Raw genomic sequence first — 15,907 nt, forward strand, 5'->3', positions numbered from 1 at the left:
CTGCCAGACGTCGATGGGCTTAGTCGCCGCGACGCTTGTTGTAGCCGCCGCCGTTGCCACCGTAGCCGCCGTTACCGCCGTTGCCACGATTGCCGCCGAAGCCGCGATCCTGACGTTGGCCGTCGAAGCTGCGGGTGCCACGGTCCTGGCGATAGCCGCCTTCAGACGAACGACCCCCTTCGAACGAGCGCGGGGCGCGTTCCTGACGGTTGCCGTCGAACGGGCGCGGCGAGCGACGCTCGAAGCGATCCGTTGCGCTGCCGTTCGAGAAACCGTTGCCGCCCGTGTTGCCACCTTCGGCTTGCTGGTAGCCACCTTGGTAGCCGCTGTTCTCACGACGCTCGAACGTGCCGGTCGGCTTGTTGCCGCCGAAACGTTGACCGCCCTGATAGCCGCCGCCGTTGCCGCCACCGTAGCCGCCGCCATTACCCTGACGCGGGCCGTTGTTGCTCCAGCGGCCGCCACCGTTGCCCTGACCATGACGCGGACCGCCACGGCCCGGACCACCCGGACGCTTGCCGCCAGCGCCAGCCTTCGGTGGCGAGCGGCGCGGCTCGAAGCCGGCCACAACGTTCACCGGCAGCGGCTGACGCGTGTAGCGTTCAATGCGCTTCACAGCACCGATTTCGGCGTGTGCGGCGAGGCTCACGGCCACGCCACGACGGCCGGCACGGCCCGTACGGCCGATACGGTGGACGTAGTCTTCTGCGAACTTCGGCAGATCGTAATTGAATACGTGCGTGATGCCCGGCACGTCGATGCCGCGAGCGGCGACGTCCGTGGCTACCAGCACGCGAACACGACGCTCGCGCAGGGCGCGCAGCGTACGGTTACGCACGCCTTGCGGCATGTCGCCGTGCAGTGCGGCGCTGTCGAAACCGGCTTGTTCGAGCTGGTCGGCCAGCAGGTCGGCGTCGCGCTTGGTCGACGTAAACACGATGGCCTGGTCGAGCGAGTCGTTGCCGAGCAGGTGCGTGAGCAGACGATCCTTGTGGGCGCGGTCGTCCACATAGTGCAGCGTTTGCTCGATGTTTTCGTTGGTGCGCTGGTCGCTACCGCGCGTGATCTCGATGGTTTCCGGATCGCGCAGCAGACGACGCGTGATTTCACCCATGCGGCCGTCGATCGTTGCCGAGAACAGCAACGTTTGACGTGCTTCCGGCGTGGCATCGACGATGGTCTGGATGTCGTCGATGAAGCCCATGTCGAGCATGCGGTCGGCTTCGTCGAGCACCAGCATCATCAGTTGCGACAGATCGATCTTGCCGCTGGAGATGTGGTCGAGCAGACGGCCCGGCGTCGCCACGATGATCTCCGGCTGCTTCGCCAGCATTTCGAGCTGACGCGGGTAGGGCATGCCGCCCAGAATGCTCACCGTGCGCAGACGGCGCAGTTGCTTGCCGTACGTATCGGCAGCGGTCGACACCTGTTGTGCCAGTTCACGCGTCGGCGTGAGCACGAGCAGCAGCGGTTGCGCGGCGACGCGACGCACGCGCTGGCCCTTGCGGGGCTTCTCGCCCGGGGCGGCCGGCTGGTTGCGCGGATGTGCGGCCGGTGCGGTGCGAGCGCTCAGCTCGCCGCTCGCTTGCATTTCTGCGAAGCGGTGGATGGCCGGCAACATGAAGGCGGCCGTCTTGCCCGAACCCGTGGGGCTCGACACCAGCAGATCGCGACCGGCGAGCGCGGCGGGAATCGCACGCTGCTGGACAGGCGTCGGGTGGGTGTAACCGGCGGTGGTCAGGGCCGAGAGAATGGCTTCGTTCAGGCCGAGCTCGGCGAACGTGGGCTTACCGTCGTTGTTGTCGGCAGTTGCGACTTCAACGGATGCGGCAGCGCCGTTTTCATTTTCTTCGGACGACGGGAAATACGTCTGCGCGATGGCAGACAGCTTGGAAGGCTGTTCCATGAATCCTCTTGCGGATTAAGGGTTATGTCGGGGCGTTGGCGCCAATCGGCAAACCCAATTCGTCGCAAGCAGGAAGCAAATCGCGGATGGGGCAGAAAGCGGATCGAAATCCGTATCGTAAGCCGGGGGACGGTGGCGGGTCGTTCCTAAGAACGCCAGTACCGGCAAGAACTACAGCGGCTTATCACAGGATTGGGGCAAAACGCAGTTTTTCGTCGCCAGACGGGGTAACACTTGGTGCCCCGCGAAGCGAAGCGCGGATTATATACCCATTTCAGAAAAAATGCACGTTCGGATTTGCACCGAGTGGTGAGGCCTCTGTGGAAGGGGCTCAACGGCAGGGCAAATGTGCGGCAAACCGGCCCGGGACGTCGCCCGGCGCCCTGGCGGGCATGCCCCGGTATTCCTTGCGCGCAATCCCTTCATCGCGCTGGATCGCGCGCCGCGCCGCCGATTACAATAGCGCCATGTCATCGATTACGCTTCTTGCCCTCGATACCTCGACCGAGTTCTGTTCGGTCGCCGTGTATCGTCACGATCCCGCCAGCGGCGCACCGGCCTTTGTGGCTGAACGCCATCTCGACACTGGTCCGGTTTCCAGTACGCACATTCTTCCCGCTGCCCGCGACGTCTTGCGCGAGGCTGGCCTGACGCTGGCCGATTGCGACGCAATTGCCTTTGGCGCAGGGCCGGGCTCGTTTACCGGGCTGCGTACGGCCTGCGGCGTAGCGCAGGGGCTGGCGTTCGGTGCCGGGTTGCCGGTCGTACCCGTCGGCACGCTCGTCGCCTGCGCCGAAGCGGCGCGCGCATCGCGTGTGGGCACGCAGCGCGTGCTCGTCGCGCTCGACGCGCGCATGAATGAGGCCTACTGGGCCGATTACGTCTGGGACGACGCAACGGGCGACTGGCGCGAAGTGCAGGCCCCGTCGCTGGATGCTGCCGAACAGGTGCGCGCACCGGACGCCGAATTTGTCATCGCAGGCAATGCCGTGACAGCCTTCGGCGAACGTCTGCAGGCGAGCGTGCAGGCGCAGGCCGTGCTGGCCGACGCCATGCCGCGCGCGCGCCACGTCGCCGAACTCGCCGCCCGTGCATTCGCTCGCGGCGAGGCCATTCCGGCCGATCAGGCCATGCCCGTCTACATCCGCAACAAAGTGGCGCAGACGACCGCCGAGCGCGAAGCCATCAAGCAGGCAGGGGCGCAGGCGAGCGGCAAGGGGGCGTCCTGATGCGGCAGGCCGGACCGAACCACTATTCGCCGATGACACCGGCAGACCTCGACGAAGTCGTCGCGGTCGAAGTGCGCGCGTACCCGTTTCCGTGGACGCGTCAGAACTTCGCGGATTCGCTCGATGCCGGGCATCAGGGCGTTTGCCTGCGGGCGGTCGACGGTACGTTGCTCGGCTATTTCCTGCTGATGCCGGTCGTCGACGAATCGCATCTGCTCAACGTCTGTGTCGTGCCCGAAATGCAGGGCAACGGGCTCGGCGTGCAGTTGTTGCAGGAGATCGTGCGCGTCTCGCGTGAGCAGGGCATGGGCGGGGTGCTGCTGGAGGTGCGTCCGTCCAATGTGCGCGCGCTGCGCATATACGAGCGTTTCGGTTTCGAGCAAATCGGCCGACGCAAGGGATACTATCCAGCGAGTGGGCGTCGTGAAGACGCCATTGTGATGCGCCTGTCGTGGGAGACCGATCGTGCCGTGGCCTAAAGCGATTCTGGAAGAGTTCGGGCTGTGGCCGGTATGGATGTCCAACGACGCTGTGGCGAATGCTGCCCATGCGGCGCAGGTCGCCGGTGTTGCGGCTGCGGCGTCTGCCGAGCATGGCGACGTGGCGACGCTCGATGCGCCGGGTGCCGCACAAAGCGACGACTTGCCGCCGTGGGATGTCGCGCCGTCGGCGGTGCCATCAGGCGCGCCGGTGAGTGTTGCGCGTCCTGCCGTTGCCCGTCCGTCCGCTTTAGACGATGCGCCTGCGCTTCCTTCGTCTCCCGCACCTCCCGCGCCGCGCGACTTCGCGCCGACGCCGGTGGCACGGGAGACTTCGCGTCGCGCCTCCTCTGACATGCCGCCCGACGACATCCCGATGTGGCTGGACAGCGAAGGCAATGGCGATGGCGATGCCGCCGCCGATGCCGCGCTGTGGTCGATCGTGCGCGATGCGGGCGAGGATGCTCCTTCGCGTCCCGCATTGCCGGGCGTGGAGACGCTGGACTGGGAAGCGCTCACGGAACGCGTTGCCGGTTGCCGTTTGTGCGGTTTGTGCGAGAAGCGCACGCAGACGGTTTTCGGCGTTGGCGACCGCGAGGCCGACTGGCTGCTGGTGGGCGAAGCGCCCGGGCAGCAGGAGGACTTGCAGGGCGAGCCGTTCGTCGGTCAGGCGGGTAAGCTGCTTGATAACATGCTGCGGGCGTCGGCGTTGCGGCGAGGCGAGAACGTGTACATCGCCAACGTGCTCAAGTGCCGTCCGCCGAACAACCGCGATCCGGAGCCGGCTGAAGTGGCGAGTTGCGAGCCTTATCTGAAGCGTCAGGTCGCGTTGCTCAAACCACGCGTGATCGTGGTGATGGGCCGCTTTGCTGCCCAGAGCATTTTGCGCACGCAGGCGAGCATCGCCAGCTTGCGCGGACGCGTGCATGAGTACGAAGGGGTGCCGGTGATCGTGACTTACCATCCGGCCTATCTGTTGCGCAGTCTGCCCGACAAGGCCAAGGCCTGGACGGATTGGTGCCTGGCGCGGGCTACCTATGAGGCCGTGTGCGAAACGACTCCGGACCACAACACGCCTACGGCGAACTGATCGAAACGCTGCGCGAGGCGCCGGTGCGCGACCTCGCGTGGTTATTGCTGTCCGCCGATCTGCTCAGTGCCGCCCGATTCCCGGCGGCACTGGCGCACTTCAACGCCGAACCCGTCTTCCCCTCTCAAATCCTTCACGACTGGCTGCTCGCCTGCGACGCCGATCCCGCGCCGTTGCATGAGATGCTTGCGCGCGGCGAAAGCCACCGTCTGGGGCGCTATGCAGAGCAACTGCTGCATTTCGCGTTGCTGCATAGTCCGCACTTCAATCTGCACGCTGCCGGTTTGCAGGTTCGCGACGCCCGTCGCGGCAACATGACGCTCGGCGAGTGCGACTTCCTTCTGACGCGTCTCGCCGATCGCCAGTTGTTGCACTGGGAACTGGCGGTAAAGCTGTATCTGTTCGTACCACCAGAGTCATCGGCGGCAGCGGGTGCGCTCGACGAGCGCGCCCTCCAGTTCCGTTGGCTCGGCCCTAATCTCGCCGACAGTCTCGCAGACAAGGTGGCGCGGTTGCTCGGCCATCAATTACGCCTGACCACGCTCGAGGCGGCGCGCAGTGCGCTGCCTGCCGAGGGGCCGTGGCTGCCTCAGGTGTATCTCAAGGGATGGCTATTTCATCCGCTCGGGCAGCAGGGGCAACTGCCGCAACTGGTGTCCGAGGGGCATGGCAGAGGCTGGTGGGCGACGCCCGATGCATGGTGGTCGTACGAACAGTCGGCGTCGCCGCATCAGGCGTGGGCCATGCTGCCGCGAGCGCGATGGCTTGCGCCCGCGCGCGTCGAGGCTTCGGCGGTGCTCTCGCTGGATGCCATGCGCGCCCGCATTGAGACGCACTGGCATGAGCGTGGGGTGGCGGAGCCGCTACTGATCGTTGCGTTGAGAAGAGGCGCTGGCGAGGAAGCTGACGGCGCCTGGTTCGAATGCGAGCGGGGTTTCATCGTCCCCGACTTCTGGGCGCCGCGTGCGCGGCATCGCATCGAAGAGCTGAGTGAGCGGGCAGACGCTGCTGCGCGACGCGCACTGGCGCGCAGTGCCGACGACGCGCCTTCGATCTGACGCGCCATCCGTTTCCTGATTTATCGCTCAGTCTTTCGGCCAGACGGCGTGGAAGTGGTGAACCGGCCCAATGCCTTTGCCGATCTGAAGTTCGTCGCTGGCGGCAAGCGCGCCGTTGAGATACGCCTTCGCATCGCGCACGGTGTCCGACCAGTCGTTGCGACGCGGGCGGAGTGCGGCGAGTGCAGCGGAGAGGGTGCAGCCTGTGCCGTGCGTATTATGGGCAGCGATGCGCGGTGCGTTGAATCGCTCGACGCCAGCCGCACTCACGAGCCAGTCCGGGCTGAGATCTCCCGCCAGGTGCCCGCCCTTGACCAGCACGTTGCGTGCGCCGAGCGCGCGCAGTGCCTGTGCCTGACGCTCCATCTCGGCTTCGTCCGTCGCGGCTTCCACCCCCAGCAATGCTGCCGCTTCCGGCAGATTCGGCGTGATGAGATCGGCCAGCGGCAGCAGTTCGTCGCGCAAGGCTGCGACCGCATCCGGTTGCAGCAGCGCGTGACCGCTCTTCGAGATCATGACCGTGTCGAGCACGACGAAGCGCGGCTTGTACTGACGCAGCCCGGCGGCCACGGCGCGCACGACATCCACGTTGGCGAGCATGCCGAGCTTGACGGCGTCGACATCCAGATCCTGAAAGACGGCGTCCATCTGTGCCGTCACAAAACTCGCAGGCGGCGTGTGAATACCCGTCACGCCCTGCGTGTTCTGCGCGGTGAGCGCCGTAATCACGCTGGCACCGTAGGCGCCGAGGGCAGAGAAGGTCTTGAGGTCGGCCTGAATGCCTGCGCCACCGCCGGAGTCGGAACCGGCGATGGTGAGGGCGATGGGAATGGACGACTGACGTGCTTGGGAAGGCTGACGCAAATTCATATCAATGCTTGACTTCGCCAATGAGCGCGACCGAATCGAATTCGCGCTGATTGGCCTGGTGACGCTTCATGACGAGCCACATCGTGCCCGACACGAACACTCCGAAAAGAATGATCACGACCCCGACCGGCACATTGAACCAGATCAGCAGTGCGTAGAGGCACAGCATGATCAGCACCGACAGGTTCTCGTTGAAGTTTTGCACGGCAATGGAATGCCCGGCCGAGAGCAGCACGTGGCCACGGTGCTGGAGCAGGGCATTCATCGGCACCACGAAGAAACCCGCGAGCGCGCCGACGATGATCAGGAAGATATACGAGACGATCAGATACAGCGGCACCTTCCATTCGGTGCCCCAGGGCAGCAAGTCCTTCGAGAAGAAGGCCATCGCCATGACGGCAATCCCCATCGCAATGCCGACCGGCAGCACCGACAGCGAGCGCTTGAGCGGAATGCGCGAGGCGGCGACGATCGCGCCGATGGCCACGCCCACCGCCGACACGGCTTGCAGGATTGCACCTTCGGACAGCGTCATGCCGAGGGCCTTTTCGGCCCAGCGCAGCACGATGAACTGGAGCGTCGCACCGGCGCCCCAGAACAGCGTGGTGACGGCGAGGGAGATCTGGCCCAGTTTGTCGCGCCACAGCGTGACGAAGCAATCGGCGAAGTCGGAGATCAGCTTGATCGGATTGCGTTCCTGGCGCGCATAGCGTGCGCCGGTATCGGGAATGCGCAGATTGAACAGTGCGGCAATCACGTAAATGCCCATGATGATGATCATCGCGGCCATCGCCGGCGAGCTGATCACCTCAGGGGTATGGTGCAGCACCCATGCGGATATGTGCGGACTGATGAGCGCACCGCCGAGTACGGTGCCGAGAATGATTGAACTGACGGTCAATCCTTCGATCCAGCCATTCGCTGCGACAAGTTTCTCGGCGGGCAATAGCTCCGTGAGAATGCCGTACTTCGCGGGCGAGTACGCCGCTGCGCCGAAGCCCACCACGCCGTACGCAATCAACGGATGCGAGCCGAACAGCATCATCAGACAGCCCGCGACCTTGATCGTGTTGCTGATGAACATGACCTTGCCCTTGGGCATCGAGTCGGCGAACGCACCGACATAGGCGGCGAGAATGACGTACGAGAGAACGAAGAAGAGTTTGAGCAGCGGTGTCATCCACTGCGGGGAATGCAGATCCTTCAGGAGTGCGATTGCGGCAATCAGCAATGCATTGTCGGCCAGCGACGAAAAAAACTGCGCGGCCATGATGGTATAAAAGCCTTTCTTCATCGGTACTTGAGTCGATCCCGTGCGGCGTAAAACTTGCGTGTCTCGGTTGTCGGAATCCGCGGTATCCCGTCAGGGATACCTATACGGGAAGAAACCGGGCTTAAACACAGGGGTATCTGCGCTCATCGGCCATGCAAAAGTCGCTAATGGACCGTATGTTCGGTCTTGAAGCCCCCGTGCCGGGCGCCCGGTCGCCCTCGGTCTGAGACCGATATTGTTATCGGGAAAAAGATTTCGGCAAAACAAGTTGTGCGCACGGCTTTATAACACGAAAATATGCCGATGCGTTATGCCGCCGGCCCATGCTGGCGCAGCTTCTCCTAAGATTCGATCCTGCCATGCCTCGTCCAATCAAAGCCTCGATTCATACCGCAGCACTCGCCCATAATCTCGATGTCGCCCGCCGTCACGCCCCCAACAGCAAAGTCTGGGCGGTGGTCAAGGCCAATGCCTACGGGCATGGTATCGAAAACGCATACCCCGGATTGCGTGACGCCGATGGTTTCGGCCTGCTCGACCTCGAAGAGGCCGTGCGCCTGCGCGAGCTGGGCTGGGCCGGTCCCATCCTGCTACTCGAAGGATTCTTCAAGCCCGAAGATCTCGCCATCGTCGACAAGTACGGCCTGACGACCACGGTGCATAGCGACGAACAGTTGCGCATGCTCGAGACCACGCGTCTGACGAAGCCGCTCAATATTCAGCTCAAGATGAACTCCGGCATGAACCGTCTCGGCTTCGCGCCGGAGCGCTTTCGCGCCGCGTGGGAACGCGCGCGTGCTATCGCCGGTGTGAGCCAGATCGTGCTGATGACGCACTTCTCCGACGCCGACGGCGAGCGGGGCATCGCGCATCAGATGGAGACCTTCGAGCGCGGTGCTTGCGATGTGCCGGGTGAGCGCAGCCTGTCCAATTCGGCCGCCACGTTGTTCCATCCGGCTGCGCATGGTGCGTGGGTGCGTCCCGGCATCATGCTCTACGGTTCGTCTCCGAAGGGGCTGGAAGTGACGGCCGCGCAACTCGACCTCCAGCCGACGCAGACGCTCGAAGCCGAACTCATCGGCATTCAGGATGTGCCTGCCGGTGGTTCCGTCGGCTACGGCAGTTCGTTCGTCGCAGAGACGCCGATGCGCGTAGGCACCGTGGCATGCGGTTATGCCGACGGCTATCCGCGTGTCGCGCCTACGGGCACGCCGATTCTGGTGGACGGTGTGCGCACGCGTACCATCGGCCGCGTATCGATGGACATGTTGTCTGTCGATCTCACGCCGGTGCCGCAGGCGCGCGTAGGGGCGTCCGTCACCTTGTGGGGGCGCGGCCTGTGCATCGACGAGGTCGCCGCTTCGGCCGGCACGCTGGGTTATGAACTGATGTGTGCGGTTGCGCGTCGCGTGCCGATCCACGCCGTCTGAACCCCGCGACAGGATTGCCTGCATGGCTAAAGCCAAGACCGTCTACATCTGTACCGAATGCGGTGGCCAGACCCCCAAGTGGGCTGGCCAGTGTCCCAATTGCAACGGCTGGAATACGCTCGTCGAATCGGTGGCGGAGGCGTCTACCGGTCATCGCTACCAATCGCTCGCCAAGAGCACGCCGATTCGCAAGCTGGCGGAAATCGAAGCCTCGGACGTCCCGCGTTTTTCCAGTGGTGTGAGCGAATTCGATCGCGTGCTGGGCGGTGGCCTGGTCGCGGGCGGTGTGGTGCTGATCGGCGGCGACCCGGGGATCGGCAAGTCGACGCTGCTGCTGCAATCGCTCGCGCATCTCGCGCGTGAGCGTCGTGCGCTGTATGTGAGCGGCGAAGAGTCCGGCGCGCAGATTGCGTTGCGTGCGCAGAGGCTCGGTCTTGGCGCGGCGGGCGAGGGCGGTGGCGAACTCGATCTGCTCGCCGAAATCCAGCTTGAGAAGATTCTCGGTGCGATCGAATCGGAGAAGCCCGACGTCGTCGTCATCGACTCGATTCAGACGATCTATTCCGAAGCGCTGACGTCGGCCCCGGGATCGGTCGCGCAAGTGCGGGAGTGCGCGGCGCAACTGACGCGCACCGCCAAGCAGAGTGGCGTGACGGTCATCATGGTCGGCCACGTGACGAAGGAAGGCAGTCTTGCCGGGCCACGCGTGCTGGAACACATCGTGGACACGGTGCTGTACTTCGAAGGCGATACGCATTCTTCGTATCGTCTGGTGCGTGCGTTCAAGAACCGCTTCGGCGCTGTGAACGAGCTGGGCGTGTTTGCAATGACGGAAAAAGGCCTGCGTGGCGTGGCCAATCCGTCGGCGCTATTTCTCTCGCAGCATGAGCAAAGCGTGCCCGGTTCGTGCGTACTGGTGACGCAGGAGGGCACACGGCCGCTGCTCGTTGAAGTGCAGGCGCTGGTCGATACGGCGCAGGTGCCGAATCCGCGACGTCTGGCTGTAGGGCTGGAGCAGAACCGTCTGGCGATGTTGCTGGCGGTGATGCACCGTCATGCGGGTATCGCCTGTTTCGATCAGGATGTGTTTCTGAACGCCGTCGGCGGCGTAAAGATTACCGAACCGGCTGCCGACCTCGCGGTGTTGCTCGCGATCCATTCGTCGTTGCGCAACAAACCGCTACCGCGCGGCATCGTGGCGTTCGGGGAAGTGGGGCTTGCCGGGGAAATTCGGCCGAGTCCGCGCGGTCAGGATCGTCTTAAGGAGGCGGCCAAGCTGGGCTTCTCGATTGCGATCATTCCGAAGGCGAATGCGCCGAAGCAGCCGATCGACGGACTGGAAGTCCACGCCGTTGACCGTCTGGAACAGGCTATCTCGGTCGTGGCCGGGCTGTAGTTCAAGTTAGCCTTAGTGTCGAACGACGCCTCGGCACATCGCGTGCCGAAGCGAGCGGCCTCGTGGTATCAACTGCCGCCGAGTGCCGCGCTGGCGGAGGCAAGCGCCTCCGTCTGTGCCTTCAGGGCGGGTTCGAACTCGCTCACCCACTTCAAGCGCATCAAATCGAGCTCGATCAGCTCCACGAGCTGTGCTGCCTGCTCGTTGGAGTTCATGCCGCCGCGCTGAAGCGATTGATAGGTCACGCTTCGTTCCGGTATGCGGGCATCGGTGCTAGCGGTCAACCAGATCGCATCGTTCAGCAACTGCGTACCGAGGGCATGCATCTGGGAAATCAGCGTTTTTCCGACGGGGGCATTTTGCCCGATCAGGTCGGCGAGTGACGCGAAGCGGGTCTCGAACGCTTCGGCTTCCCGATTCCTCACACTCGCCAGTTCCTTCAGGTGCGAGATCGTCGTTCGGAAAATCGCCTGATGATCGGCAAGCCGTAGTGGCGCGTCGGCGTCGGCGAGTACTTTGGGTGTCGCCGTCGGGCGCTCCACGTACAGACGGCGCCATTCATCGAGCAGGTCTTCCATCGAGACTGTGGTCAGAAAACGCATCTCGTCCGCGAGTTCCGACAGGTCCGCCTGTTCTGCATCGCTCAGAGGACGGGTTACATTCAGCACCGCTTTGGCGAGCTTGAGTATCGTGCGGTCCGTCTGGGCGAGTTTTCTAAGGACTTCCTCTGTTGCAACCATTGATTCGACAAGAGTGTCCATGCACTTTTCCATGTGCGATTTCGACATTTCGTTCAGATCGAAGCCATTCACGTCGATGCACTTGTGCAAGTGTGCTTCCAGTATGTCCCAGTAGTCGTCGCCAGCGGCAGGGCGGATCGAACCGGTGTGCAGTCCGTAGGAGGTGTACGGAAATTGTCGCCAGCCGCCTTGATTCGCTGTCATCGCGTCAATGTCGGAAGGGAGTGAGCGCATCGCCAAGATTGCTGGTGCGGGTACCCCCATCCTTTGGAGAACGAGCGCGACAAATTGCGAGCAGACGATGCCTGCGTCATGCGCTGCTTCGGTCTTCGAGAGCGATTGCAGCGCGTATCGTTGGGCGTAATAGTATTGAACGCTCTTGAGCAGCGGAGCCGGATCGTACAGCAGTGTCGCGAGGCCCTTGTGTCGTGCGACGACACATTCCTCGTGCGCATAACCTGCGGCAATGTCGGTCCACGGGCGAACGCGCACGCCGGCGCCGGGCATGGCATCGGCAATGTGGGTCTGACTGATGACCAACGCCACATGCGTGAAATTCGCCGCTTTTCGAGGTCTTAACGTTCGTTGCGCGACGCGATTTGCCGTGGCTTTGAAACCCGAACTACGAAGCAGCAACACGTCGCCGGGCATCACGTGGTAGTCGAAGTCGAACAGGGTTCTGGTCATCGGTCGTTGATTGTGTCCACTAGACGATCTGCTCCATGGCTTCCTGCGCTTCGAGCCATTCGGCTTCCACGTCTGCGAGCCTGGCGGTTACGTCGGCCTGCTGCTTGAGGCTGTCCGTCAGGAGCGATTTCTTCGCTTCTTCGTACGTGGCACTGTCCGCGAGGATGGCATCGAGCCGGGCCTTCTCGTCCGAAAGTTGGCTCATCGACGCTTCCAGTTTTTCGATCTTGCGCTGGAGCGGCTTGCGCAGTTGCGACAGACGCTGGCGTTCCTGCGCCTCGGCGCGCTTCTGATCGCGGCGATTGACGCTATCGTCGCCACTCGCGTTATCGCCGGAGCCACCGGTGGCTTCGCGTGCGGCGGCGCGCTGATCGGCCGCGTGTTGCAGCAGCCAGTCGCGGTAATCGTCGAGATCGCCGTCGAACGGCTTCACTTCTCCACCGGCGACGAGCAGGAACTGATCGGTCGTCGCACGCAGCAAGTGCCGGTCGTGCGAGACGAGAATCAACGTGCCGTCGAACTGTGCGAGCGCCATCGTCAGCGCGTGGCGCGTTTCCAGATCCAGGTGGTTGGTCGGTTCGTCGAGCAGCAGAAGGTTAGGCTTTTGCCAGATGATCAGCGCGAGCGCCAGACGCGCCTTTTCGCCGCCGGAGAAGGGCGCGATGGATGACGTCGCCATATCGCCCCGGAAGTTGAATCCGCCGAGGAAGTCGCGCAATTCCTGCTCGCGCGTGTCAGGCGCGAGACGCTGCAGGTGCTGCAACGGCGAATCGTCGTGACGCAAGGTTTCGACCTGATGTTGCGCGAAGTAGCCGATCTGTAATCCCTTGCCGGTCTTCACGTCTCCGGCAAGTGCTGCAAGCGTACCGGCAAGCGTCTTGATGAGTGTCGATTTCCCTTGCCCGTTCGCGCCGAGCAGGCCGATGCGTTGCTCGTTCTGCACAGACATCGTCACATACGGCAGGATCACCTTTTCGCCGCCATCATCGAGGTGATAGCCGCAGCGAACGCCTTCGAGCACGAGCATCGGGTTCGGGGCGCTGTCGGCCGGCCGGAATTCGAACGTGAACGGCGACGCGACGTGTGCGGGCGCGATGCGCTCCATCTTTTCGAGCGCCTTCATGCGACTCTGCGCCTGACGTGCCTTGGTCGCCTTAGCTTTGAAGCGCGTGATGAACGATTCGAGGTGAGCAATCGTCTTTTGCTGCTTATCGAAGGCGTTCTGTTGCAGCGCCAGTTGCTGGCCGCGCGTGATCTCGAATTGGCTGTAGTTGCCGCCGTAGCGCTTGATCTGCTGGTTCTCGAGATGCAGGGTGACGTTACAGACCTCGTCCAGAAATTCGCGATCGTGGGAAATCACGATCAGCGTGCCTGCGTAGCGCTTGAGCCAGTCTTCGAGCCAGACGATAGCGTCCAGATCCAGGTGGTTGGTCGGTTCGTCGAGCAGCAGCAGATCGGACGGGCACATCAGCGCCTGCGCCAGATTCAGGCGCATGCGCCAACCGCCGGAGAAGCTGGCCACCGGCAACTGCGTTTGCGCGAGCGTGAAGCCGAGGCCGAGGAGCAAGGCCTCGCCGCGTGCGGGGGCGGTGTAGCCGTCGGCGTCGGCAAAAGCTGCGTGCGCTTCGCCTTGAGCGTGCCCATCGTGGGCGGCTTCGGCGGCGGCGAGCTTCGCTTCGATCTCTCTCAACCGGGTGTCGCCATCGAGCACGTAATCGAGCGCTGTGCGATCGACGGCAGGCGTCTCCTGCATGACGTGCGCGACGCGCCAGCTGCTGGGCACGAAGGCGTCGCCGCTATCAGCGTGCAACTGGCCGCGCAACAGCGCGAAGAGCGTGGATTTGCCTGCGCCATTCGCGCCGACGAGGCCGACACGCTCGCCGGGGTTCAGCGTGACGGAGGTGTCTTCGAAGAGCGACTTGGTGCCGCGGGCGAGGCTGAGGTGTTCGAATCGGATCACAGCGAAAGGGGAATTGGGGGCAGACGAAAAACGTAATGGAACGAGGCCAGCGCACGCGCACGGCGAAAGCGCACATTTTACAGTGCCGTGCGTCGGGTGCTATGGCTAGCGTGGATCCTTCCGCAGTTTTGCGCTCTGGGGCGGCTATAACGGGCTTCGACCTCGACGGCGGGGTAAGGGGGCGGGCCCTCCGGCCGCCTAGAGAATCGGCGCAAACAACCTTGCAACGCGCATCACGATCTGACGCCATCTCGGAATCTTCCGGAAGTCGTCTTTGTTCAGGAGCTCGGCGTGCTCGAAGTCATGCGTGAGCATGAAGGCGACGTCGTCGGCGAAACCGCGGTCCACTGTGAGTAGCATGAGCTCGAAGTTCAGGCGGAACGATCGGTTGTCAAGGTTGGCGCTGCCGACCGCCGCCGCGTTGTCGTCGATCAGCACGACCTTCTGATGGATAAAGCCGTGGTGATAGCGATAGACGTTGATGCCACTGCGCGCTGCCTCGTAGGCATACGAAGTCGTCGCCTCGAACACCACATAATGGTCCGCCCGGTCCGGAATCAGTAAGCGCACATCGACACCGCGCAGTACCGCAAGGCGCAGCGCGGCGAATACGGCCTCGTCAGGGACGAAGTAGGGCGTGGTGAGCCAAATACGCTTTTGCGCGGCATTGATCGCCGTCACGAAGAAGAGCGAGGACGTTTCCAGACGATCCGCCGGGCCGCTCGGCACCACCTGACAGTGCATGTCTTCGCCGGACGCAACGGGTTGACGATTGAGCTCCGGCACCATGCCCGTAGACCAGTGCCAGTCCTCGGCAAAGGCGCGCTGAATACCCACCACCGCCGGTCCGCGCACGGAAATATGCGTGTCACGCCACGGCGCGAGCGGCGGCTTCTCGCCGAGGTATTCCACCCCGACATTGTGCCCCCCGATGAAAGCTTCGTTGCCGTCGATCACCACGATCTTGCGGTGATTGCGGAAATTCAGTTGAAAACGATTGACGAAGATGCCGCGTTTCTTTGCTGCGAACTCATGCACCTGCACGCCCCCCTCGCGCAGCTTTTGGCAATAGCTGCGCGGCAGGTCGTGGCTGCCGATGCTGTCGTAGAGGAGGTAGACCTTCACGCCCGTGGCGGCACGCGCCAGCAGGTGAGCGGACAGGGCGCGCCCGAGCGCGTCGTCCTTGATGATGAAGAACTGAACAATGACGTAATCGCGTGCGCGGTCGATTGCGGCGAAGATGGCGTCGAACGTGGCCCGTCCGTTGACGAGCAACCGGACGCGATTGCCTGCCACGAACGACATCCCCGTCATGGCCGTGAGCGCAGCAAACTCCGGGTGCGCTTCCATCGCGACAGGCGGCTCGCCGCTCCACTGCGTCTCACCCATTCGGGATTGCAGCACTTCATTGCGCGCGCGGCGTGCTTCTACGTAGCCGATGAACTTCGAGCGTCCGAGAAAGAGATAGGGGATGAGCGTGAGATAGGGCATCGTCACGAGCGAGACGGCCCAGGCGACGGCACCTTGCGAAGTGCGCACCGTCAGAACGGCATGGATCGCGGCGGCGATCCCCAGTGCATGGAGACAGGCGACGGCAAAGCCGACGTCGAGCCAGTTGAGCACCATGACGGTTCAAATACCTCCATGCCGTGAGTCGCGCAGACTCGGGACCCTGAGTGTAACCGGGGTGCGTGAACTTAGGCGAGGGCTCGCGGCGCTGACGACAATATCGGCATTGACGTCAGGGCACGCGAGCCCGTGAGGCAAAACGTAGCCGTAGCGTTAAGGG

At 63.4% G+C, this 15,907-nt stretch carries 12 protein-coding genes; 6 read left to right on the forward strand and 6 right to left on the reverse strand.

Translation table 11 applies throughout. The annotated features are described in order from the left end of the window. Nucleotides 1-19: 19 nt before the first annotated feature. Nucleotides 20-1,906, reverse strand: coding sequence for a DEAD/DEAH box helicase (locus NTU39_RS12005; RefSeq protein WP_257959889.1), 1,887 nt, complete (start codon nucleotides 1,904-1,906; stop codon nucleotides 20-22). Nucleotides 1,907-2,373: 467 nt separating this feature from the next. Between NTU39_RS12005 and tsaB the strand changes: the two genes are divergently transcribed. Genes tsaB through NTU39_RS12025 form a run of 4 tightly spaced genes read left to right on the forward strand, consistent with a single transcriptional unit; the run spans nucleotide 2,374 to nucleotide 5,762 of the window. Beyond that, complete coding sequence (gene tsaB, locus NTU39_RS12010) at nucleotides 2,374-3,135, forward strand: tRNA (adenosine(37)-N6)-threonylcarbamoyltransferase complex dimerization subunit type 1 TsaB (protein ID WP_150666381.1); 762 nt, start codon at nucleotides 2,374-2,376, stop codon at nucleotides 3,133-3,135. Further along, entirely contained in the window at nucleotides 3,135-3,614 is a 480-nt protein-coding gene (gene rimI, locus NTU39_RS12015) for a ribosomal protein S18-alanine N-acetyltransferase (RefSeq protein ID WP_150577857.1), read from the forward strand. The genes tsaB and rimI overlap by 1 nt, the downstream gene beginning before the upstream one ends. Nucleotides 3,615-3,651: 37 nt before the next feature. Beyond that, entirely contained in the window at nucleotides 3,652-4,704 is a 1,053-nt protein-coding gene (locus NTU39_RS12020) for a uracil-DNA glycosylase (RefSeq protein ID WP_373275400.1), read from the forward strand. After that, a complete protein-coding gene (locus NTU39_RS12025; protein ID WP_257959891.1) occupies nucleotides 4,662-5,762 on the forward strand; it encodes a DUF1853 family protein in 1,101 nt (366 codons plus the stop codon). The genes NTU39_RS12020 and NTU39_RS12025 overlap by 43 nt, the downstream gene beginning before the upstream one ends. Nucleotides 5,763-5,789: 27 nt before the next feature. Here NTU39_RS12025 and thiD read toward each other — a convergent pair whose 3' ends face one another. Both thiD and lplT read right to left on the reverse strand, forming a co-directional pair. Further along, on the reverse strand, nucleotides 5,790-6,632 hold the full coding sequence (thiD, locus tag NTU39_RS12030) for a bifunctional hydroxymethylpyrimidine kinase/phosphomethylpyrimidine kinase (protein ID WP_150666384.1): 843 nt from the start codon (nucleotides 6,630-6,632) through the stop codon (nucleotides 5,790-5,792). Nucleotide 6,633: 1 nt separating this feature from the next. Further along, nucleotides 6,634-7,926 carry a lysophospholipid transporter LplT gene (gene lplT / locus NTU39_RS12035; RefSeq protein ID WP_150666385.1) on the reverse strand — a complete coding sequence of 431 codons (1,293 nt, stop codon included), beginning with the start codon at nucleotides 7,924-7,926 and terminating at the stop codon, nucleotides 6,634-6,636. A gap of 338 nt (nucleotides 7,927-8,264) precedes the next feature. Between lplT and alr the strand changes: the two genes are divergently transcribed. Continuing rightward, nucleotides 8,265-9,335: an alanine racemase gene (gene alr / locus NTU39_RS12040; protein ID WP_150666386.1), complete on the forward strand. Its 1,071-nt coding sequence runs from the start codon at nucleotides 8,265-8,267 to the stop codon at nucleotides 9,333-9,335. A 22-nt stretch (nucleotides 9,336-9,357) separates the two neighbouring features. Beyond that, on the forward strand, nucleotides 9,358-10,731 hold the full coding sequence (gene radA, locus NTU39_RS12045) for a DNA repair protein RadA (protein WP_039398772.1): 1,374 nt from the start codon (nucleotides 9,358-9,360) through the stop codon (nucleotides 10,729-10,731). 68 nt (nucleotides 10,732-10,799) lie between these two features. On the opposite strand, the gene NTU39_RS12050 is transcribed toward radA, so the two are convergent. The 3 genes from NTU39_RS12050 to cls all read right to left on the reverse strand — a co-directional run bounded on the left by NTU39_RS12050 (nucleotide 10,800) and on the right by cls (nucleotide 15,744). Further along, entirely contained in the window at nucleotides 10,800-12,158 is a 1,359-nt protein-coding gene (locus NTU39_RS12050; protein WP_257959892.1) for a hypothetical protein, read from the reverse strand. 19 nt (nucleotides 12,159-12,177) lie between these two features. Continuing rightward, the gene (locus tag NTU39_RS12055) at nucleotides 12,178-14,118 is read right to left on the reverse strand and encodes an ATP-binding cassette domain-containing protein (RefSeq protein WP_257959893.1); all 1,941 of its coding nucleotides are present in this window, start codon (nucleotides 14,116-14,118) and stop codon (nucleotides 12,178-12,180) included. A gap of 198 nt (nucleotides 14,119-14,316) precedes the next feature. Further along, complete coding sequence (gene cls, locus NTU39_RS12060; RefSeq protein ID WP_150666389.1) at nucleotides 14,317-15,744, reverse strand: cardiolipin synthase; 1,428 nt, start codon at nucleotides 15,742-15,744, stop codon at nucleotides 14,317-14,319. Nucleotides 15,745-15,907 lie beyond the last annotated feature (163 nt).

The sequence above is a fragment of the Pandoraea commovens genome, from assembly GCF_024704525.1.
In the GTDB taxonomy this organism is placed as follows: domain Bacteria; phylum Pseudomonadota; class Gammaproteobacteria; order Burkholderiales; family Burkholderiaceae; genus Pandoraea; species Pandoraea commovens.